At 69.5% G+C, this 18,040-nt stretch carries 20 protein-coding genes; 7 read left to right on the top strand and 13 right to left on the bottom strand.

All coding sequences use genetic code 11. From position 1 onward, the window contains the following. Nucleotides 1-17 precede the first annotated feature (17 nt). The 4 genes from AC07AG_RS26330 (at nucleotide 18) to AC07AG_RS26315 (ending at nucleotide 2,082) form a co-directional block, all read left to right on the top strand. Nucleotides 18-530 (top strand): class I SAM-dependent methyltransferase, encoded by a 513-nt coding sequence (locus tag AC07AG_RS26330; RefSeq protein ID WP_478758190.1) that lies wholly within the window; start codon nucleotides 18-20, stop codon nucleotides 528-530. A 107-nt stretch (nucleotides 531-637) separates the two neighbouring features. Next, nucleotides 638-1,015: a PadR family transcriptional regulator gene (locus AC07AG_RS26325; RefSeq protein ID WP_478758188.1), complete on the top strand. Its 378-nt coding sequence runs from the start codon at nucleotides 638-640 to the stop codon at nucleotides 1,013-1,015. Continuing rightward, on the top strand, nucleotides 1,012-1,611 hold the full coding sequence (locus tag AC07AG_RS26320) for an HAAS signaling domain-containing protein (RefSeq protein ID WP_478758186.1): 600 nt from the start codon (nucleotides 1,012-1,014) through the stop codon (nucleotides 1,609-1,611). Before AC07AG_RS26325 ends, AC07AG_RS26320 begins: the two co-directional genes overlap by 4 nt. A gap of 42 nt (nucleotides 1,612-1,653) precedes the next feature. Next, nucleotides 1,654-2,082: a VOC family protein gene (locus AC07AG_RS26315; RefSeq protein ID WP_478758184.1), complete on the top strand. Its 429-nt coding sequence runs from the start codon at nucleotides 1,654-1,656 to the stop codon at nucleotides 2,080-2,082. A 110-nt stretch (nucleotides 2,083-2,192) separates the two neighbouring features. On the opposite strand, the gene AC07AG_RS26310 is transcribed toward AC07AG_RS26315, so the two are convergent. Further along, nucleotides 2,193-2,603 (bottom strand): VOC family protein, encoded by a 411-nt coding sequence (locus AC07AG_RS26310; RefSeq protein ID WP_478758182.1) that lies wholly within the window; start codon nucleotides 2,601-2,603, stop codon nucleotides 2,193-2,195. Nucleotides 2,604-2,875: 272 nt separating this feature from the next. Here AC07AG_RS26310 and AC07AG_RS26305 point away from each other — a divergent pair, with 272 nt between their 5' ends. Both AC07AG_RS26305 and AC07AG_RS26300 read left to right on the top strand, forming a co-directional pair. Then, a complete protein-coding gene (locus tag AC07AG_RS26305; protein ID WP_478758181.1) occupies nucleotides 2,876-3,352 on the top strand; it encodes an NUDIX hydrolase in 477 nt (158 codons plus the stop codon). A 49-nt stretch (nucleotides 3,353-3,401) separates the two neighbouring features. After that, on the top strand, nucleotides 3,402-4,103 hold the full coding sequence (locus AC07AG_RS26300; protein ID WP_478758769.1) for a 2-phosphosulfolactate phosphatase: 702 nt from the start codon (nucleotides 3,402-3,404) through the stop codon (nucleotides 4,101-4,103). Nucleotides 4,104-4,345: 242 nt separating this feature from the next. Here AC07AG_RS26300 and AC07AG_RS26295 read toward each other — a convergent pair whose 3' ends face one another. The 6 genes from AC07AG_RS26295 to AC07AG_RS26270 all read right to left on the bottom strand — a co-directional run bounded on the left by AC07AG_RS26295 (nucleotide 4,346) and on the right by AC07AG_RS26270 (nucleotide 10,976). Then, nucleotides 4,346-5,368 carry a DNA-directed RNA polymerase subunit alpha gene (locus AC07AG_RS26295; protein ID WP_478758179.1) on the bottom strand — a complete coding sequence of 341 codons (1,023 nt, stop codon included), beginning with the start codon at nucleotides 5,366-5,368 and terminating at the stop codon, nucleotides 4,346-4,348. A 230-nt stretch (nucleotides 5,369-5,598) separates the two neighbouring features. Beyond that, on the bottom strand, nucleotides 5,599-6,762 hold the full coding sequence (locus AC07AG_RS26290) for an endonuclease/exonuclease/phosphatase family protein (RefSeq protein WP_478758177.1): 1,164 nt from the start codon (nucleotides 6,760-6,762) through the stop codon (nucleotides 5,599-5,601). Nucleotides 6,763-6,785: 23 nt separating this feature from the next. Beyond that, nucleotides 6,786-7,451, bottom strand: a complete 666-nt coding sequence (locus tag AC07AG_RS26285) for a M15 family metallopeptidase (RefSeq protein WP_478758175.1) — start codon at nucleotides 7,449-7,451, stop codon at nucleotides 6,786-6,788. A 208-nt stretch (nucleotides 7,452-7,659) separates the two neighbouring features. Continuing rightward, entirely contained in the window at nucleotides 7,660-8,625 is a 966-nt protein-coding gene (locus tag AC07AG_RS26280) for a helix-turn-helix domain-containing protein (RefSeq protein WP_478758173.1), read from the bottom strand. A gap of 263 nt (nucleotides 8,626-8,888) precedes the next feature. Then, nucleotides 8,889-10,436 (bottom strand): helix-turn-helix domain-containing protein, encoded by a 1,548-nt coding sequence (locus tag AC07AG_RS26275; protein WP_478758171.1) that lies wholly within the window; start codon nucleotides 10,434-10,436, stop codon nucleotides 8,889-8,891. A 192-nt stretch (nucleotides 10,437-10,628) separates the two neighbouring features. Beyond that, on the bottom strand, nucleotides 10,629-10,976 hold the full coding sequence (locus tag AC07AG_RS26270) for an STAS domain-containing protein (RefSeq protein ID WP_478758170.1): 348 nt from the start codon (nucleotides 10,974-10,976) through the stop codon (nucleotides 10,629-10,631). A 477-nt stretch (nucleotides 10,977-11,453) separates the two neighbouring features. Between AC07AG_RS26270 and AC07AG_RS26265 the strand changes: the two genes are divergently transcribed. Further along, a complete protein-coding gene (locus tag AC07AG_RS26265) occupies nucleotides 11,454-12,032 on the top strand; it encodes a DUF5994 family protein (RefSeq protein ID WP_478758168.1) in 579 nt (192 codons plus the stop codon). A 243-nt stretch (nucleotides 12,033-12,275) separates the two neighbouring features. On the opposite strand, the gene AC07AG_RS26260 is transcribed toward AC07AG_RS26265, so the two are convergent. From AC07AG_RS26260 to AC07AG_RS26235, 6 genes are all read right to left on the bottom strand, one after another. Continuing rightward, the gene (locus AC07AG_RS26260) at nucleotides 12,276-12,674 is read right to left on the bottom strand and encodes a DUF5994 family protein (protein ID WP_478758166.1); all 399 of its coding nucleotides are present in this window, start codon (nucleotides 12,672-12,674) and stop codon (nucleotides 12,276-12,278) included. 41 nt (nucleotides 12,675-12,715) lie between these two features. Next, nucleotides 12,716-13,732 (bottom strand): acyl-CoA desaturase, encoded by a 1,017-nt coding sequence (locus AC07AG_RS26255; RefSeq protein ID WP_478758164.1) that lies wholly within the window; start codon nucleotides 13,730-13,732, stop codon nucleotides 12,716-12,718. 566 nt (nucleotides 13,733-14,298) lie between these two features. Then, a complete protein-coding gene (locus tag AC07AG_RS26250; protein WP_478758162.1) occupies nucleotides 14,299-15,648 on the bottom strand; it encodes an ammonium transporter in 1,350 nt (449 codons plus the stop codon). Nucleotides 15,649-15,690: 42 nt separating this feature from the next. Beyond that, nucleotides 15,691-16,665 (bottom strand): urease accessory protein UreD, encoded by a 975-nt coding sequence (locus AC07AG_RS26245; RefSeq protein WP_478758160.1) that lies wholly within the window; start codon nucleotides 16,663-16,665, stop codon nucleotides 15,691-15,693. A 1-nt stretch (nucleotide 16,666) separates the two neighbouring features. Next, nucleotides 16,667-17,287, bottom strand: coding sequence for an urease accessory protein UreG (gene ureG / locus AC07AG_RS26240; RefSeq protein ID WP_478758158.1), 621 nt, complete (start codon nucleotides 17,285-17,287; stop codon nucleotides 16,667-16,669). A 29-nt stretch (nucleotides 17,288-17,316) separates the two neighbouring features. Beyond that, on the bottom strand, nucleotides 17,317-18,039 hold the full coding sequence (locus AC07AG_RS26235) for an urease accessory protein UreF (protein WP_478758157.1): 723 nt from the start codon (nucleotides 18,037-18,039) through the stop codon (nucleotides 17,317-17,319). Between the last annotated feature and the right edge of the window lies 1 nt (nucleotide 18,040).

Genomic DNA, 18,040 nt, shown 5'->3' with positions numbered 1-18,040 from the left:
ATGGTCTGTTCGCCGACTTGGTACGCGGCCAAGGACGTGGGCCGGTCGCGGACGTGGGGTGCGGGACGGGCAGGATCACCGGCCACCTGCGGAAGCTGGACCTGGACGCGTTCGGCATCGATCTGTCGCCGGGAATGCTCGATGTGGCCCGGCGTGATCACCCTGGTGTGCGGTTCGATCTCGGATCCATGACGGAGCTCGCCTTGGCCGACGCCTCGGTCTCCGGACTGGTCGCCTGGTACTCACTGATCCACGTTCCTGACGACGAGATCAGCTCGGTTCTCGCGCACTTCCGCCGAGTGCTTCGGCCCGGTGGGCCGCTGCTGCTCGGCTTCCACGTCGGCGACGAGTCGCACTTGAAGACCGAGGGGTATGGCGGCCACCCGATGAAGGTCCATGTCCATCGACGGCAGCACGACCAGACGATCGAGTGGCTCGACGAAGCCGACTTCGCCGTCGAGACGCACACGACTCTCACCTCGGCCGAGAGCAAGCTCGGAGGGATCATCCTCGCGCGTCGACGGCCCTGACCCTCGCGCTGTCCTGAGGTGTCCCGGCGCCACCACTCCCATCGCGGGGGTTGTTCACCCCCAACCCGCCTTCCCATTCACTTGCCCCACCAGGTATCTTGCATCGCATGGAACCAGGTGATTCGACCAAGCAGGCCAGGGCAGCCGCCCAGCTGCGCAAGGGCGTCCTGGAGTACTGCGTACTCGCCCTGATGCGGGACCGCCCCCGCTACGGCGTGGAACTCCTCCAGGCCCTCGAGGAATCGGGCGCCCTGGCCACCAGTCAGGGCACGGTCTATCCGCTGCTCTCCCGGCTCCGCCGCGACGACCTGGTCACCACCACCTGGCAGGAGTCCGCCTCCGGCCCACCCCGTCGCTATTACGCGCTCACCGGCAGCGGCCGAGCCGCACTCGACGAGTTCACCCGCGTCTGGCCCGGCTTCCGCAACGCCGTCGACGCCTTCCTGACCACCGCCCCGCAACCCCCCACCGGAGACCCCGCATGAAGACCTCTGCCGATCCCGTTCGCGACTATCTCTCCGCCGTCGACCGCGAGGCCTCCGCACTCCCCGCCGACCGTCGCCAGGAACTCCTCGCCGACCTCGCCGAACACATAGAGGTGACGCGCGCCGAACGCCCCGATGCCCCGATCGGCGAGGTCCTGGCGGCGCTCGGGGATCCCCGTACGATCGCGGCGACGGCGCTGACCGAGGCGGGGAACGGGTTCGCCGCCGGGACCCGGACCCGGGGCGATGCCGCCGCACCCGCCCGGCAGGGCAAGGTGCACCCCCTGGTCCCGCTCCTGATGCTCACCCTCTCGATGGCCTTCCTGATGGTCTTCCCCGACAACCTCGGGCCGCTGATCGGCGTTCTGTTCCGCATCATCGGCGCGGTTCTCCTCTGCACCTCGGTGCACTGGGCCGCAGTCCAGAAGACCAGCGGCGTACTGCTTGCCGCCGTTCTGCCGACTGCCATCATCGCCACCTGGAACCTGTCCAGCGGCGGCCCGGATGCCGGCACCCCGGCCCTCCTGGCCAATCTGGCGATGCTCGCCCTGATGGTCGGCACGGCAGCATGGCTCTGGCGGGTCCGCCGCGCCTGAGAAGAGGTTTCGCTGAGCGGCACACGCCCATACGGTGGCCTGATGATGTCGATCAAGAAGTTCCAAGTCACCTTCGACTGCGCGGAACCCGAGCGCCTCGCTCGTTTCTGGTGCGAGGTGTTGGGGTACGTCGTCCCGCCGCCACCGGAGGGATTCAGCACGTGGGACGATTTCAAGAGCTCGCAGCTACTTGAACAGCAGGACGCGTGGTTTGCCTGTATCGACCCTTCGGGCGTGGGCCCGCGGCTGTACTTTCAGCGCGTCCCCGAAGGGAAGGCAGCCAAGAATCGGCTGCATCTTGACGTGCGGGTCGGCACCGGCCTCGTGGGCGAAGAGCGCCTCGCCGCACTTGAGGCCGAGTGCGCACGGCTGGTCCCGCTCGGGGCGGTACACGTGCAGACGCTGTATGACGGCAACGATTCGTGCATCCCCATGCAGGACATCGAGGGGAACGAGTTCTGCATCGACTGAACGGACGCGAACGCGCCTCGTTCGATCATGTCCCGCAGAGCGGTGTAGTGGCGCGGCAGCGTCTGACGCCCTCCCGGCGCTGGCAGGCCGATATGACGGATCCCCGTGGTCTATCTGGGCTGCTGGGTGATGTTGACCATCCAGGTGATCCCGAACTGGTCGACAAGCGAACCGGCTTCGTCACCCCATGACTGCTTCTCCAGGGGCAGCGCCACGGTGCCGCCGGTGGACAACCTCTCGCAATAGTCGCGGAGTTTGAGGTCGCTGCCGTCCAGGAAGACCGCGACGTTGTTCCCTGGAGTGTGGGGCATCTCTTCCCGGACGTCCCATGCCATCAGCGTGTAGCCGTCGGGGGTTCGGAGCGTGGCGTGCATGATCTTGTCGGGGTGAGGCACGTCCGGCGAGCCGTATTCGGCGTAGGTGCCCATGTCCAGCTGGCCGCCGAGGATGTCCTGATAGAACTCGATCGCGTGCCGTGCGTTCCCGTCGAAGGCGAGGCACGGGTTGAGTTGAGATCCCATCTATCTGATGCTCCTTTGCTGCTGTGCTCCCTGGCGTGAGTAATTCGACCGGATCGAACGTAGCAACGGGCACTGACAACCGTCCGAGCCCTCACGTCCGTCCGAGCCGTCACGTCGTGACGGGTGGTGAGTTGACGGTTCTCGGACCCGACTGGCCTGCCTGGTACGGGTGTTGTGGGTGTCGCGGGTTTCGGTGCACCGGCTTGGCGGTGCGGGTGCGGGCCGGTCTTCGAGGACTACAGCCAGAGGGGGCAGCGGATAGCGTCAGAGAGGTGGAAACAACGCAACGGCCCGCCGCCCGTGTCATCTGTCTGGACGCTGCCCATCGCCTGCTTCTTCTGCGCTGGCGTGATCCGTTCGACGGGACCTGCCTCTGGGAGCCACCCGGTGGCGGGATCGAGCCGGGCGAGACGCCGCTCGTGGCGGCACGGCGCGAACTGGTCGAGGAAACCGGACTCGACCCGGGTGCGGTGCTTGATCGGTCTGTGGCAGTCGACCGTGATGTGTGGTGGAACGGCCGGCGGTACACCGGGACGGAGCGCTTCTTCGTCGCGCGGTTCGCCGACGAGCAACCGTCGCTCGTGCGGACCGGCCTGCTCCCCGATGAGCAGGCCAGCCTCGACACCCATGTCTGGACCGCGTGGTCGGATCTGGGCTCACTGTCAGACCCGGTTGAGCCGCCACAATTGCTCGCCGTGCTCGGCTCCCTGGTGCCGGACGGCCCGTGGCGCGATCGTGATCGTGCATGACGGGCGGTCACTGAGCCTGTCGGATCGGGCATGAGCCATCATGATCCGAATGGACTCTCATTTCCTTGGCATCACTGAGCTGGCCGAAGTCCCGTCCGTGGCGGTCGTGGTCGACGTCATGCGTGCTTTCACCACGGCTGCCTGGGCCTTTGCCCAGGGAGCGGAGAGGATCGTCCTCGCTGAGTCGTTGGACGAAGCCCTCGCGCACAAGGACCGCCACCCGGATTGGGTGGCGCTCAAGGACGGTCCGTCCGCGCCCGGGTTCGATGCCGTCAACTCGCCGGGCCTGCTGAGGTCTGTCGACCTTGCCGGACGGACAGTTGTGCAGAAGACCACGGCAGGCACGGTCGGCGCCCTCGCGGTCAAGGACGCGGCGTTGGTGCTGTGCGCCAGCTTCGTGGTGGCGGAGGCGACGGCTCGGCTCCTGCGGAAGCGCCGGACTGACCGTGTCACGTTCGTGGTCACCGGCGAAGACGGGCAGGCCGACGAGGATCTGGCGTGCGCTCAATACATCGCCCGGAGGGCCACGGAGGCCGGGACGGACGCTGCTGAGTACGTCCGCCGCGCTGCCGAGTCGCGCGCCGCCGCCGAGCTGGCAGAGGGCGTGCGCCAAGGAGTTCACCCTGATGACGTCGAACTCTGTCTCGAGCTCGACCGCTTCCCCTTCGCCATGGTGGCGACGTTGGAAGACTCGCTCATGGTCCTCCGCCCGTACGCCATGCCTTCGCTGACCGACGATGCCGAGATCTGATCCCCGGCGAGGTCGAACTCGCAGCGTGTGAGCGCCGGCACCCGGTCAGACATGCGACGTCAACTGCATGTCCGGTTGTGGTGGTTCGGAGGTTCGGAGTGGGGGCAGGTGACGCCAGCCCGCCACCCCGCGGGGTGGCCGTCAGCCGCGCGTCACGCCATTGCGACGGGCATTGCCCCCCCGTCGTGCGTCGGGTCGCGCGGTCCGGGGAATCCCGGCTACCGCGCGACCCGACGGAGCAGTCAGTACTGCTGGGTCTCGACGAAACCGGCGTCCGCGTCGTCGTCGGCGGCGAGCGTGTCGACGGCGGCGACGGGGTCGAATCCGGGCGGGCTGTCCCTGAGCGCGAGGCCCATCCCGTGGAGCTTCATCTTGATCTCGTCGATCGACTTCGCACCGAAGTTGCGGATGTCGAGCAGGTCCGCCTCGGAGCGGGCCACGAGCTCACCCACGGAGTGGATGCCCTCGCGCTTGAGGCAGTTGTACGACCGGACGGTGAGGTCCAGGTCCTCGATCGGCAGCACCAGGTCGGCGGCCAGGGCCGCGTCCGTCGGCGAGGGGCCCATGTCGATGCCCTCGGCGTCGATGTTGAGCTCGCGCGCCAGACCGAACAGCTCGACCAGGGTCTTGCCCGCGGACGCCATGGCGTCACGCGGCCGCATGGCCTGCTTGGTCTCGACGTCGACGATCAGCTTGTCGAAGTCGGTGCGCTGCTCGACACGCGTCGCCTCGACCTTGTACGTGACCTTCAGGACCGGCGAGTAGATCGAGTCGACCGGGATACGGCCGATCTCCTGGCCCACCTGCTTGTTCTGGACGGCCGAGACGTAGCCGCGACCGCGCTCGACGGTCAGCTCCATCTCCAGCTTGCCCTTGCCGTTCAGCGTGGCCAGGACCAGGTCGGGGTTGTGCACCTCGACACCGGCCGGCGGGGCGATGTCAGCGGCGGTGACAAGACCGGGACCCTGCTTGCGCAGGTACATCACGACGGGCTCATCGTGCTCGCTGGAGACCACCAGCTGCTTGATGTTGAGGATGAGGTCGGTGACGTCTTCCTTGACGCCCGGCACGGTGGTGAACTCGTGCAGGACACCGTCGATGCGGATGGACGTGACAGCCGCACCCGGGATCGAGGAGAGAAGGGTCCGCCGCAGGGAGTTGCCGAGGGTGTAACCGAAGCCCGGCTCCAGCGGCTCGATCACGAACCGGGAGCGGAATTCGTCGACGACCTCTTCGGTCAACGAGGGACGCTGAGCGATCAGCATGAAGTATTTCCTCCAGTGGTTAGCGCCCGCTATTTGACGCCGTAGACACTGCGAAGCGTAACGGTCCAGAGGACCACTCCTGGTGATCGGGGTTCACTAGCTGCGTGTCAGAACCGCTGATCTGGGATGTTGAAGGCCGAAGAGAGCGGCCGGAAGGCCCGTCTCCACGGCGCAATTCGCGTGCTCGGCAGGAGCGTCGCGGCTACGTTGACCTCGTTCAGACTCGCCGCTCACCAGCTGATTCCGGCCGCCACCGGCAGGTGGTCGCTGCCGGTGTCCGGCAGTACCCACGAGCTCTCCGGCTGCACGCCGCGGACCAGGATCTGATCGATCCGCACCACCGGGAACGTCGCCGGCCAGCTGAAGCCGAAGCCGCTCCCGGCCGCCTCCTGGGCCGATCGCAGCTGCGAGGTGATGGCGGAGAACGCGCGGTCGTCCATGGAGCCGTTCAGGTCCCCGAGCAGCACCACCCGCTCATTTTGCTCGGCGGCGACGGCCGCGCCGAGCGCCCGCGCGCCGCGGTCCCGCGAGTCCGTCCAGAATCCCGCCCTGGGATTCACCCGTGCGGACCCCAGGTGGGCCACATACACCGCCAGCGGACCCTGGTCCGTGGCCACCGTGGTGCGCAGCGCCCGGTTGTAGGCCATCTTGACCTCGGCCGATTTGGCGTCCCCCAGCGGCCCGGCGTCCTGCTTGATGTCGACCGGCCGGGTGTTCGACAGCGGCAGCTTGCTCCACAGTCCGACCGTGCCCTGCACCGTGTGGTGGGGGTACGCCTTCGCCAGCTCCTTCTCGTACTCCGGCTTCGCCTGCGGAGTGATCTCCTCCAGGGCCAGGACGTCCGCGCCGGAGGCGGCCAGTTCGCGGGCGGTGCCGGCCGGGTCGGAGTTCTCGGCGCCGACGTTGTGGCTGACCACGGTGAGATCGCCGCCCGGGTGGGACTTGTCGCCGAGCAGCCCGCCGAAGAGGTTCAGCCATACGATGACCGGCAGCAGCAGCGCGGCGACCGCGGATGCGGAGCGGCGCCACAGCGCCCCGGCCAGCAGCACCGGGATGAACAGGCCGAACCACGGCAGGACGGTCTCCGCCAGGCTGCCGAGGTTCCCGATCCGGTTCGGGATCTTCGAGTGCAGCAGCATGACCAGGCCGAGCAGCAGCGCAAGGGCCGCGAGCACCCGGCCGCGTTTCCAGGGGCCGGGCCGGGAAGCGATGCGGATCGCCCGGCGGATGCGCGTGTGCCGGGCGCCGGGAGCGGTATCCGGGCTGACGCCCGCGCTCCGGGCCCCGGAGCCGGTATCTCGGCGGCCGGCGCCGCTCTGTCCGGTCTGTGCCGTGTCCACCTGCGACGAGTCCACGTGCGCCGTGTCCACCTGCGCCGTCTCCACCTCTGCCATGGTCTGTCCTCGCTCCCTGCCGGTCACTGCTGCGTCCTCGGGTCCTCGGTGGGGTCGGCATACATGCGCGGGCAGCCGTGATCGATCGCCTCGGTGCGCAGTTCGTAGTGCCAGGGTTCGTTCTTGTAGATCCGGCACAGCCCGTAATCGGCGCCATGTTCGGACAGCCACCCCGTGGCATCAGATGGCCCGATATCGACGGCCCTGCCCGACACGTGAGGAGACGTCGCCGCGGTGGCCACCCACCGTGCGGCCTCGTGTTCGGACCCGTACTCGGCGACCGCCTTGCGGAGCAGCTGATTCTGGTACGCCGGGGAACGCCAGCCGCTGTTGACGTGGAACTCGACTCCGTCGTCCGCGGCAGGCGTCGCGGCCTGGCGGAGGGCCTTGAGCAGACCTGGATCGAGTTTGGCCACGGCCGGCATCGCGTCGTCGAAGACCGTCACGCCGTCGGGCACGACACCATCAGCCTCACCGACGGCGCCACGGTGCTCACCGCGGTGAGCACCCGAGGGTGACGCGGCCGGGGCGGGCAGGGAGGCCGAGGGGGACGAGGGGGACGAGGAGAGCGAGGCCTTCGGCAGCCGGTGCCAGAGCGCCGCGGTGATCACTCCTATGACGACGGTCAGGCCGAAGACAATGAGCCATCGAATCCGGCGGCTCGTTGTTCGTGCGGGGATGCGAGTCATACCGCCAGTCAAGGCAGCGCGGCGTTGCCGGCACGTATGCGGTTTTCGATACGCCGACGATATGTGCCGACTCGTAGCATTCCTCATGCACTGCGCACATGGCTCGGCGAACCCTGGATCATCGCCACCGTGCCAGGGGATGAGCTCCGCACCACTGTGGAACTCCCGGCGGCGACAGCCCCGTACGCCGAGCGGTGAGCGTGGTCGTCTACGACAGCAAGGGCACCGCACCGCCGTTGAGCAGATCGGCGCCCAAGGGGGTGAGGATGTGCCGCACCCGCTGGCGCTCCCGCATGCTGGCGATCAGCCCGGCCCGGCGCAGCACCGCCGCATGTTCGCTGGCCGATGACAGCGATACGCCGGCGTGGCGAGCCAGTTCGGTGGTGGTACGGGGTTCGTGGAGCGTCTGCAGCACCGCGGCACGGGTGTGCCCCAGCAGCGGCGCCAGCCTGGAGTCCGCCGTGGCCGCCTGCTCCGGCACAGGGGAGCAGGCGGGGTAGACGAGGACGGGCAGCAACTGCTCGTCCAGGAGGGCCACCGGCGTACGGCGGCAGAAGTAGGACGGGACGAGCAGCAGTCCACGCCCGCCCAGGTGCACGTCCCTGTCCACCGGATAGTCGGCGGCCAGCACCGAGGATTCCCAGCGCAGCATGGGCGCGAAGGTGTGCATCATCGCCTCGGTCCCGGCGCGGCACTGCACTCCGGTGCGGTGCTGCCGGTCGGCCTCCACGCGGGCGGCGACTCCGGGCCAAAGGGGCTGAAGGACGCACCTGTTGTACCGGTGCAGGGCCCTGCCCAGCCAGTGCAGCGTGTCCACTTCGCCGTCGGCGAGGGATCGTGTCCAGGCGGGCAGGGCGCGGTGCTGCGCCAGCAGGGAGAGTTCCTCGCGCATGCGGCGCCGGGGTGTGGAAAGGACGGCGTCGATGCCGCTGTCGATCCCGTCCAGCGCCGCAGCGGGGGTGAGGAAGTCCGGAAAGTATCCGCGGGCGGGCATCAGCGGGGTCAGCGCACGCAGTATCTGCTGTTGCGGGTGGGACGGCGTCCGGCCGCCGAGGATCGCGCGGGTGTTCCTTCTGCCTTCCTGGAGTTGGTGCATGCTCAGGACGATTTCCCACAGTGGGTCCGGCCTCTCGGCGACCCGGGTCCGGGACAGATCGCCCCTGGTGAAGTGCATACGCAGCACGGTTTCCCCCGATGGTCCGCTACGGCGCTGTCCTGCCGGCGCAGGGTCTTCGCGTTCCTCGGCAGCCGACCCCTCACGGGACGGCCCGAATCGCCGGGGCAGGCAGGCGCTGCCCCTGACGTTCGGCTCTTCCGGCGCTGGTCAGGGCGCCGAAATCGCCTGGTGCGCGGGCAGTTGTCTACAGGCTAGAAGTCACCGGACCCGCGGACCAATGTGCACGGTGCTCAACTCCGGGCGCGGGTTGTGCACGATGCTCAGATGCCTCGGGTGGTCCGGGCCGCGGCGATGTGCAGCGCGTGGACGACGTGGTGGGTGCCGGTTCCGGTGGTCAGGAGATCCAGGCCCAGGGCGGCCTCGGCGGTGCGCAGGTGGGCCCGGACCGTGTTGCGGCTGATGCCCATGTGGTGGGCGGTCCGCTGCGCGTCCGCATTGGCATCGATCCATGCCTGGAGCGTGCGGCGGTGGCGGGGTTGCAGGGGGCGCAAAACCGTCTGGGCCCAGGCGGCGGCAGACTCTGTGCTCAGCAAGTCCTCCAGGGCAGGGGGCACGTGGTGGCCATCGGGTTCGGGACCGGAGCCGGAACCGACGAGCGCGAGGGCCAAGTGGACAGCAGCGCGGCAGCGGACGTCTGCGAGGTCCTGACCGAGAGCTTGTTGGGCACGTCTGAGGTGCGCGGTGACGGTGTTGCGGCTGAGGCCCAGCAGACGGGCCACGCCGGAGCGGGGCATGCTCGTCGCGAGCCGGGTGATGTCGGCACTGGTCTTGGGGGCGGTGTCCAGCGGCCGCAGAAACGCCCGTGCCCAGGCGAGGGCGGGCTGAGCGGGCAGGAGGCCCGTCAGTGAAGTCTGGCCCTGGTGGAAGGCGACACGGCCGGCCGTGGTGCGGGCGCCGGCCAGCGCATGGGCGGCCTGGCTGTAGGCCTCTGCCGTGGCGTGCAGGGGCTGTACGCCGCTGATGCCCAGTGCGTAGCGCGGATTGTCGCGCACCAGACGCCGCAGCGTCTCACCCAGCCTGCGCGCCGGGACGTCGCTGCCGCCGTCGCTGCTGGCGTCGCGGGCGCGGCCGGTGTCGTCGTCCTCGGCGATGAGACAGATCAAGTGCTCTTTGAACACGGGGCAGTGCACTATCAGCGCCGACCCGTGATAGCCGGAGGAATCCTGGTGGGCCTGTGCGATCCGGTCACGGTCGGCCGACGGGCAGCGCAGCAGGTGGATCCGCAGCCGATCAGCGTCCAGGAGCGGGGGAACGACACCGGTCGTCATCCGCCGGGCCAGCAGCGGACCTCCGGCCAACAGCCCGTGCAGCACGGCGAACCGCAACTGGCGTGCCTTGTCGTCGTAGACCCGCCGCGATTGCTGTCCGGCCTCAGCGCTGCGCAGCAAGGCCAGCACGCTGCCGGTGTGCGAGGTCAGCGCGACGGTCTGGGCAGTCGGCTGCGATTCGGAGACCACCACCAGTACCGGGCGCGGTCCGTGCGGCCCCAGCGCTTCGCAGCGCACGTGCAGTCCCAGCCCCAGCCCTAGTCCCTGGGCCTGGGTCGCAGCCGCGGCCAACTGACCCCCGCACAGGCGCGCGAGGAGGCCGGCGAGCTCGGACAGCACCTCCTGAGGAAAGCCTGCCGTGGACGCCTCCTCCGTGCCCGCGTCCTGCGCGACCACCGCAGCGTGGACGCCGGTCTCCTGGCGCAACCAGTCGAGCATCCTGCGGACGTCCGGCCCGGCCTCGCACGATGCCTGGCGTCGCACCTCGCGCAGCAGCCCGCCCAACTGGGCTTCCAGTAACTGCTCCCCGTTGTCCCTCACGGCTCCGCGCCCCCTGCCGTCAGCCAGATTCTCCCCGCGTGACGCTCGACGAACCACCCGCCCACGGGCTACGCGCCGGCCGCACCCCATCCCCACGAGGGCGTGGCCACCCCAACTCTCCTGCAGGCAGACGGACGTCACGACCAGCCTGCCCGAGTTCGCCGTCCCTGCGCAGCCAACTGCCCCCCGGCTTCATCCTGTCGTGGCCGCGCAGGCCTGGTCCGTGGACGGGTAGAGGTTGAGGACCTGGTCGGCGCCGGTGATCTGGAGCATGCGCAGCAGTTGGGGCGGCGGAGCGGCGATGCGCAGCGTGGTGGCCTGATGGATGAGGAGCAGCAGGTTCAATGCGGAGGAGTCCGCGAAGCTCACTGCGCCGGTGTCCAGGATGAGCACCGGGAGTGCGGCGGCCGCCCTCTCCATGGCTTCGCGCACCGGGGGCATGGAGTCCATGTCGAGGTCCCCACGAACGACGACGACCCAACTGCCCTCCCTCGTGTACTGCTCCACGACGCACTTGGGGCGGCTGAGGCCCTCGGGCATGGGGCTACTCCTGACATGCGGGTTCTGGGTACGCGCTCATTGTTACTACCACCAATACCCAATGTCTAATCTGGCGAGGATAGATTTCTGCATTCTGGTCTGTGAGGTAATCGACTCCTGTCGGGTTAGGGGAGTGCTGGGCGGGGCGCGAGGGGGTGGCAAGGCCGAGGATCTCCATCCCGGACACCGAACGTGGGTTCGTCGTGGGCCGACGCGGCAGGCGCCTCGATGAGCGAGGTGCCGTCCGTCGGCTCCGGCTGAGGCCTCGTGCCGGCAAGCAAGGCGCACGTTCGGTGCGGGCGCGCAGAGCCACGTTCGTGAGTCCCGCGTCGGCGCAGTCCTTTACCGCCTCCAGGGGAGTAGCCTCAAAGTATCGAGAGTCTTTCGCACACCGGCTTCCACGTCGGTGTCGTTCTCGGCGAGTGACGACACCGAGCCGGGCCCCCTGGGCCAGCGGTCCGGAGACAGGTTCGCGCAATGCCCGCGACCACCGACCGACCCACACTGCGGATCGTGCCCTTCAGGGCTCCGACCGCCCGCCTCGCGCTGAAACCCGTGAGCTCCGCCCGAGGGGTTCTGGACGGCGCCTGGTGGCCTCGCTCCCGGGACTTGGCGCAGGAGCTCTCCACTCTGGCCGACGTGCTGGATCCCTTGTGGGGGCGGATCACTCGCATCGCCGTCAACCCTATGTACTGGCCGGTCGTCCCGCGGGAAGTGCCCGTCAACGGCCATGTGGTGAAGGTGGGTTGGTTCACGACGGAGTTGGACCCCCACAAGATCATGCTCCTGTCCTACACCGCGGGTCGATGGGACCTGCTGGTGATACCGCCCGAGTCCAGCGCCCCGGCAGCAGCCCGCCTGATGGCCGCCGCGAGCGAGAGCGCCGGGCCTCCTGTGACCGCGAGCACGCTCATGGCAGCGGAACAGGTCCTCCACGGCAGTTCAGAGGCCGGCCGGGAGCCGGATGCCGAGGACGACTGGGAGTACGGCGGTGGCGGCACCCCGTTGGCGCTGGTCGCTGTGGCTCTGCCGAGCCGCCTGACCGGGGAGACGTGAGCGTCGTGCTCACAGGCTTGGCCTTCAGCGTCCTGCTGATCCTGATCGTTGTCGCGACACGGGCCGGGCAGGCCGCAGGCCAGTCACCCACCGCCCCCTCCACGGAGCCCGCCGCGATCCGGCCGCGGCGCGCAATCGCGACGGCGGCCGGGGACGATCGCGCCCTTGGCGCCGGAACACGCATCGTCGCCGGCGCTGATCCGGCAGCGGACGGACGCGGACTCTCCGCGCGCTTCCGCCCGATCAGGTGGCGCCGCTCGCGGCGGCGGCCATGAGGGGCTCGGCGGTGTCCGGCGGGGTGTCGGGCGGCACGACCAACAGGTCCCAGCGTCCCCGGCCGGGGGCGAGCAGGCAGATCGTGTGCGGGGCGGATGCTGCGGTGGACCTGTGCAGGCGCACGACCTGACCGAGCACGAACATCCGGCGGGGTGTCACGGTCCACGTCGATCCGTTGACGGTGACGCTGCTGATGTGACCCCAGGCCCGCGGCAGCCCGGTGAGCAGCCGGGGGAGTTCTGCCAGCAGGTCGTACGAGGAGGGCCACCACACACCGTCGATGGGGTGCGGCAGAGGGCCGGGAGGCACGAGACGCAGACGGAGGAGGGGCTGTGAGGGGAGTGAGGGCTGCAGTGCGGTGGCCATGAGAACTCCTGTGGAGCGCTGTGCGGAGGGGGCGGGGGGATTCACAGCCGGCGGGAGGCGACGCGATCGGGGGTCGGCCAGCGCACGTCGTGCAGCCAGCCGAGGCGCTCGAAGAGACGGATGACGGCGGCCGAGGGGTCGAGCTGGCCGCGGTCGACGCCGTGGCGCGCACTGGTGGGGTCGGCATGGTGGAGGTTGTGCCAGCTCTCGCCGAAGGAGAGCAGGGCCAGCGGCCACAGATTGGTGGCCCGGTCGTGGCGCCGGGTGCGGAACGGCCGGTCCCCGATCACGTGGCACAGGGAGTTCACGCTCCACGTGACGTGGTGGAGCAGCGCGATGCGCACAAGTCCCGCCCACAGCAAGGCGGTGAGGGCGTGGACCAAGGTGCCGCCGATGGCCCAGCCCACCGCGAACGGCAGTGCCAGGGTGAGGATGCACAGGGCGGGAAAGGCGCGCGAGACAGCGCGGATGTCGCGATCCGCGAGCAGGTCGGGGGCGTAACGTTCGGCGGGCGTGGCGTCGTTGCGGAAAAGCCAGCCGATGTGCGCGTGCAGCAGACCGCGCAACTGGCCGCGCAGGTGCGTGCCGTAGCGGTAGGGGGAGTGCGGATCTCCCGGCCGGTCGGTGAAGGCGTGGTGGCGGCGGTGGGTCGCGACCCAGCCGATGACGTCCCCCTGGAAGCTCATCGACCCGGCCACCGCGAGAGCGATGCGTACCGGCCGGACGGCTCGGTATCCGCCGTGGGTCAGGCCGCGATGGAAGCCGACCGTGACGCCGAAGCCCGTGACCATGTAGAGGACGAGGGCGAGCAGGACGTCAGCGGGATGGATGAGGCTGCCCCACAGCAGCCAGACGGCCAGGCCCAGCGCCAGGAAGGGGGCAACGACGATCACCGTCGTCACGATCACGTACAGCCGCTCACCACGGCTGCGCGGAGCGGTCGGTTCTTCACCGGAGAACGGCGCCGCTCCGTCGTACTCCTGAGCGGGCTCAACGGTGCTCGACGGCAGGGCCGTTGAAGGGGAACGGTTCGTGGACGTGGGGGGACTGGCCGACATGTGGAGCTCCTTGACTTCGGCGCGATGGCGCGGCCGGGGTCACGGGCTGCTCCTGTGCGGGCGGATGGCGTGCCGCGAAAAGACGTTCAGCGGGCGATCCGACTCTCGACATGGCCGGTGAACCAGCGATGAGAGGCGGACTTCGGCGGATGGAACCGCGAGGCCCAGGCCAGCCTGAGCGCCGGCATACGAAAGGTCCCGCTGCCCTCAGCGTACTCCTGGTTGCCCGAATGACGTGGCTCTGTGCATCTGCGGAACCGCGGCTGAGTCGAACTGCCGCCGTCCTGCCCGACGTAGAGGAATCGGGCTGTGCGGATCGGTTCTGGGCCCCGTCGAGGGAGGAGGGTGGAGGCAGGGCGCGCCGTCCGTGTCGAGGTCTCCTCCGCGGCCGGCGCAGACCCGATCGTGGGCACCGGTGCAGCGGGACGCATCGGTGCCCATGGAAAGCTGCCGCTCCCGCACCTCACGATGGCCGGGCCGGGCTCAAGGGCGCCCCGCCCTACTGGAGAAGGCGGCCAGGTATCGCCGGAGACGGCGGGCCATGGAGAGCGGGCGCGAGAGCTCGGCTACTTGGATTCGTCCCGCGCCTTCAGCAAACGCCCGATCTCCGCGACGAGTTCGGCGTCGCTGGTCACCGACTTGTCCGAGGCCAGCGCGCCAAGACGCTCGGCGGTCTGGAAGTCGTAGGCCCGCTCCACCTCTTCGCCCGCCACCTTGTCGTAGGTCTCCTCGGCGCGGAAGCCGACAGTTCTGTCGACCACCTTCGCGATGATCCAGGTCAGGATGAAGGAGAACGCGATGACGGAGACGATGGCGACGAGCTGGCGGCCCAGCAGCCCGAGCCCGCCGCCGTAGAACAGCCCCTCCTTGCCACTGATGCGCGCGGTGGCGAACAGGCCCACCATGATCAGGCCGATCAGGCCGCCCACACCGTGCACACCGACGACGTCCAGGGTGTCGTCCACGCCGAAGCGGTACTTCAGCGTGATGGCGAAGGCGCAGACCGCGCCGGCGACCAGACCCGTGACGACCGCTCCCAGGGTGTTGATCTCTCCGCAGGCCGGGGTGATGGCGACCATGCCCGCCACGGCCGAGGAGACGACACCCATGGTGGTGACGCGGCCCGTGCGCCACTTCTCGACGAGCGGCCAGGTGACCATGGCGCCTGCCGCCCCGAGCTGGGTGTTCAGGAAGGCGGCCGCGGCGGCCCCCTGATCGGACAGGGCGGAGCCGGAGTTGAAGCCGAACCAGCCGAACCACAGCAGACCCGCGCCGATGACGACGAGCGGGATGTTGTTGGGCCGCTCCTCGCGGCGCTCCAGATCGCGCGGCGAGCGCAGCACCAGCGCGACCGCGAGACCGGCGACACCCGAGTTCAGCTCCACGGGCAGTCCGCCGGCGAAGTCGAGCGCCCCGAGATGGCGCACGATCCAGCCGTCCTCGTCGAACACCCAGTGCGCGATCGGGATGTAGACGATCAGCAGCCACAGCACGACGAAGACAAGCCAGCCCTTCATCCTGGCGCGGTCGGCGATGGATCCGCTGATCAGCGCGACGGTGATGATGGCGAAGCCCATCTGGAACGTGCTGTAGACGTACGTGGGGATGTGACCGGTCAGGGTGGTCAGGTCGATGCCGCGCATGAACACGTGGTCGAGATTGCCGATCACTCCGGCGCCGCCGACGTCGGGGCCGAAGGCGAGCGTGTAGCCGATCACCCACCAGAGGAGGGTGCCGAAGGCGAGCGCCGCGAAGCTCATCTTGATCATCATCAGGACGTGCTTGGTGCGGACCATGCCGCCGTAGAAGAACGCCAGTCCGGGCGTCATCAGCAGCACCATCGCGGTGGATGCGAGCAGCCAGGCGGTGTCCCCCGAGTCGTATGCGGGGGGCATCGGAGGGGGAGCGGTGATCATCGGCGAATACCTCGTGGGGTGCGGGAGAAGCGGCGGGAACGCCTAGGGCTTACGCAGGTCGGGAGCGGGATGGCCGGTGAGTAGACGGCGTACGGAGTCCCAGGCGGCGTCCTTCGCGGCGGCGACCTGAATCGGGTCGTCGCCCAGGAGGCGCACCCAGGCGCCGCACTCCCTGGGCAGGACGCTGACGCCGTACGGCAGACCGCAGCCGGACAAGCGGGCGTGCAGGGTGTCGGCGACTTCGCCGGCGGGGCTGCGGTCGGTGACGACGAAGAGCGAGGCGACGTGGTCGTGCCCGGCGAACACGCCGGGCCCCGTGACGTCCGCCCGGCCGCCGTTCGGTGCGAGGCGCAGGGTGTCGATGGCAAGGACGGTGCCGTCGGGACGGCCGACGCGCAGGTCGGTGGCGAGGATCCGGTAGTCGTGCCGCTCGCCCCGGGCGAGCCGCCCGGCGGTGAGGGTGTCACCGAGGACGACGGTGGCGCCGGGGGCGACGGTCACCTCGGTGCGCTGGTAGAACCGGGCGTCCTTGAACGGGATCAGGGGGTCGGGGAGGTACTCGACGTAGGAGTCCTCCTGCGCGGTGATGTGCACGCGTTGGCTCGCGTAGTCGTGCTCCATCCGGAAGACCTTGCTCGCTGCCTGGGTGGTGAGATGGACCTGGGTGCCGGGCCCGCAGCGGAAGTCCGTCCGGTAGCGGTCGGCCTGGGCGATGCCGCCGCCGGTGGCCATCAGATACACGTAACTCATGCCGGGCAGCGCCGGATCGATCCACAGCGGCCGCATGATCTGCAGCGGGGACTTCTGATAGCGCTCGACCAGCTCGGTGCGACCGTTCCGGACGGCGAAGGCCAGATCCAGGATGCCGACCTTGGCCGGTGAGCCGGGTGCGAGGGTGTCGGGAAGGGACGCGAGGGCCGCCACGTCCGGGGGGAGACGCACCGCGGCGTAGTGCTCCGGGGCGAGCCGGTCCGTGCCGGGCCGTCGCGTCACGGGAGGCGCGGGCGTGGGCGGCACGTCAGATCAGTACCTTGCGGCGGGACTCCAGGTAGCTGGCGATGTCCTTGATGCCCACTCCGGTCAGGCAGTCCGTCAGGACGACCGGGCGGTCGTCGCGGACCCGGTGGGCGTCGGACTCCATGACGTCGACATCGGTCCGCACGTACTGCGCGATGTCGATCTTGTTGATGACGAGCAGATCGGATTCGGTGATCCCGGGGCCACGCTTGCGCGGCATCTTCTCGCCCTCGGCCGTGTCGAGCACGAACAGGAACAGGTCGACCAGGGCCGGGCTGAACGTCAGGGTGAGGTTGTCACCGCCGGACTCGTACAACAGCGTGTCCGTGTCCGGGAAGTGCTCCAGCATCTCGGCGCCGGCCGCCAGGTTCATCGTCGGGTCGTCGCGTACGGCGGTGTGCGGACAGGCGCCCGTCTCCACGCCCACGATCCGCTCCGGATCCAGGATCCCGGCCAGGGTGCGGCGCACGTGCTGGGCGTCCTCCTGGGTGTAGATGTCGTTGGTGATGACGGCGGGAACGTGGCCCTGGGCGATGAGCACCGGCACCAGCGCCTCGATGAGGGCGGTCTTGCCGGAGCCGACCGGACCGCCGATGCCGACCCGCAGTACGTTGTCGTCCATGGTGCTCCTTTGCACGGTGGGGTGAGAGTTCAGCTGGCGAAGAGACGTGCCTCGGCGCGCTCGTGGCGGCCCGACATGATGTCGGAGGCGAAGACGGTGGCGCCCACGTCGTCGAGATCGCGCCGCAGCGCCTCCTCGACGACGCGCTCGATGACGGGCGCGGCGCCGCGCAGCAGCGTCTGCGCCTTGCGGTGGTCGGTCAGCCGCAGCCGCAGGGCCGCACCGGCGAAGCTGGCGCAGAAGGCGAACAGGTCCGCGGCGACGGCCTGCCGGACGGGGACCTCGGTGGCGGCGTAGACGACCCCGGCGGCGACGGCCTGGGTGCCGGGTGCCTCCCGGCCCCGCACCCGGGCGAAGTACCCGGTGATCGCCGGGCGGTCGAAGACCTCCGCCGCCAGGTCGAGCAGCTGACGTCCGGTCCTGGTGGATGCCTGACGCATCTCCCGGCCCAGTTTGGTGGCGAACAGGTGCTCGTCGATGCCCGCCACCGCGTCCAGGTCCGCGGCCGATGCGGCACGGTGGGCCAGGGCCAGCGCGGTGGCGTCCGCCGGACCGACACCGTGCAGCAGCAGGTCGCTCAGGAGCGAGGACAGGCTGTCCGGACCGACGGCCCCTGCCTGTGCGAACCCCTCCAGGCTGTGCGACAGCGTGTAGAAGCCGCTGGGGAACGCCGAGTCGGTCAGCTGGAGAGCGACCAGCAGGGGGGCGAGGCGGTCACCCTCGTGGGAGCGCACCGGCTTGGGGGAGTGCACC

Source organism: Streptomyces sp. NPDC044044, assembly GCF_056434405.1.
Note: the sequence above shows the minus strand (reverse complement) of the source record. Positions and strands in the feature narration are given on the sequence as shown.

What these genes read in the sequence shown, in the direction of transcription:
- AC07AG_RS26260 (WP_478758166.1), bottom strand. Translation starts at nt 12,674, where the DNA reads ATGGCCACCGCACTGCAGCCCTCACTCCCCTCACAGCCCCTCCTCCGT.
- AC07AG_RS26255 (WP_478758164.1), bottom strand. Translation starts at nt 13,732, where the DNA reads ATGTCGGCCAGTCCCCCCACGTCCACGAACCGTTCCCCTTCAACGGCC.
- AC07AG_RS26250 (WP_478758162.1), bottom strand. Translation starts at nt 15,648, where the DNA reads ATGATCACCGCTCCCCCTCCGATGCCCCCCGCATACGACTCGGGGGAC.
- ureG (WP_478758158.1), bottom strand. Translation starts at nt 17,287, where the DNA reads ATGGACGACAACGTACTGCGGGTCGGCATCGGCGGTCCGGTCGGCTCC.
- AC07AG_RS26270 (WP_478758170.1), bottom strand. Translation starts at nt 10,976, where the DNA reads ATGCCCGAGGGCCTCAGCCGCCCCAAGTGCGTCGTGGAGCAGTACACG.
- AC07AG_RS26290 (WP_478758177.1), bottom strand. Translation starts at nt 6,762, where the DNA reads ATGGCAGAGGTGGAGACGGCGCAGGTGGACACGGCGCACGTGGACTCG.
- AC07AG_RS26325 (WP_478758188.1), top strand. Translation starts at nt 638, where the DNA reads ATGGAACCAGGTGATTCGACCAAGCAGGCCAGGGCAGCCGCCCAGCTG.
- AC07AG_RS26285 (WP_478758175.1), bottom strand. Translation starts at nt 7,451, where the DNA reads ATGACTCGCATCCCCGCACGAACAACGAGCCGCCGGATTCGATGGCTC.
- AC07AG_RS26320 (WP_478758186.1), top strand. Translation starts at nt 1,012, where the DNA reads ATGAAGACCTCTGCCGATCCCGTTCGCGACTATCTCTCCGCCGTCGAC.
- AC07AG_RS26280 (WP_478758173.1), bottom strand. Translation starts at nt 8,625, where the DNA reads ATGCACTTCACCAGGGGCGATCTGTCCCGGACCCGGGTCGCCGAGAGG.
- AC07AG_RS26310 (WP_478758182.1), bottom strand. Translation starts at nt 2,603, where the DNA reads ATGGGATCTCAACTCAACCCGTGCCTCGCCTTCGACGGGAACGCACGG.
- AC07AG_RS26315 (WP_478758184.1), top strand. Translation starts at nt 1,654, where the DNA reads ATGATGTCGATCAAGAAGTTCCAAGTCACCTTCGACTGCGCGGAACCC.
- AC07AG_RS26295 (WP_478758179.1), bottom strand. Translation starts at nt 5,368, where the DNA reads ATGCTGATCGCTCAGCGTCCCTCGTTGACCGAAGAGGTCGTCGACGAA.
- AC07AG_RS26265 (WP_478758168.1), top strand. Translation starts at nt 11,454, where the DNA reads ATGCCCGCGACCACCGACCGACCCACACTGCGGATCGTGCCCTTCAGG.
- AC07AG_RS26300 (WP_478758769.1), top strand. Translation starts at nt 3,402, where the DNA reads ATGGACTCTCATTTCCTTGGCATCACTGAGCTGGCCGAAGTCCCGTCC.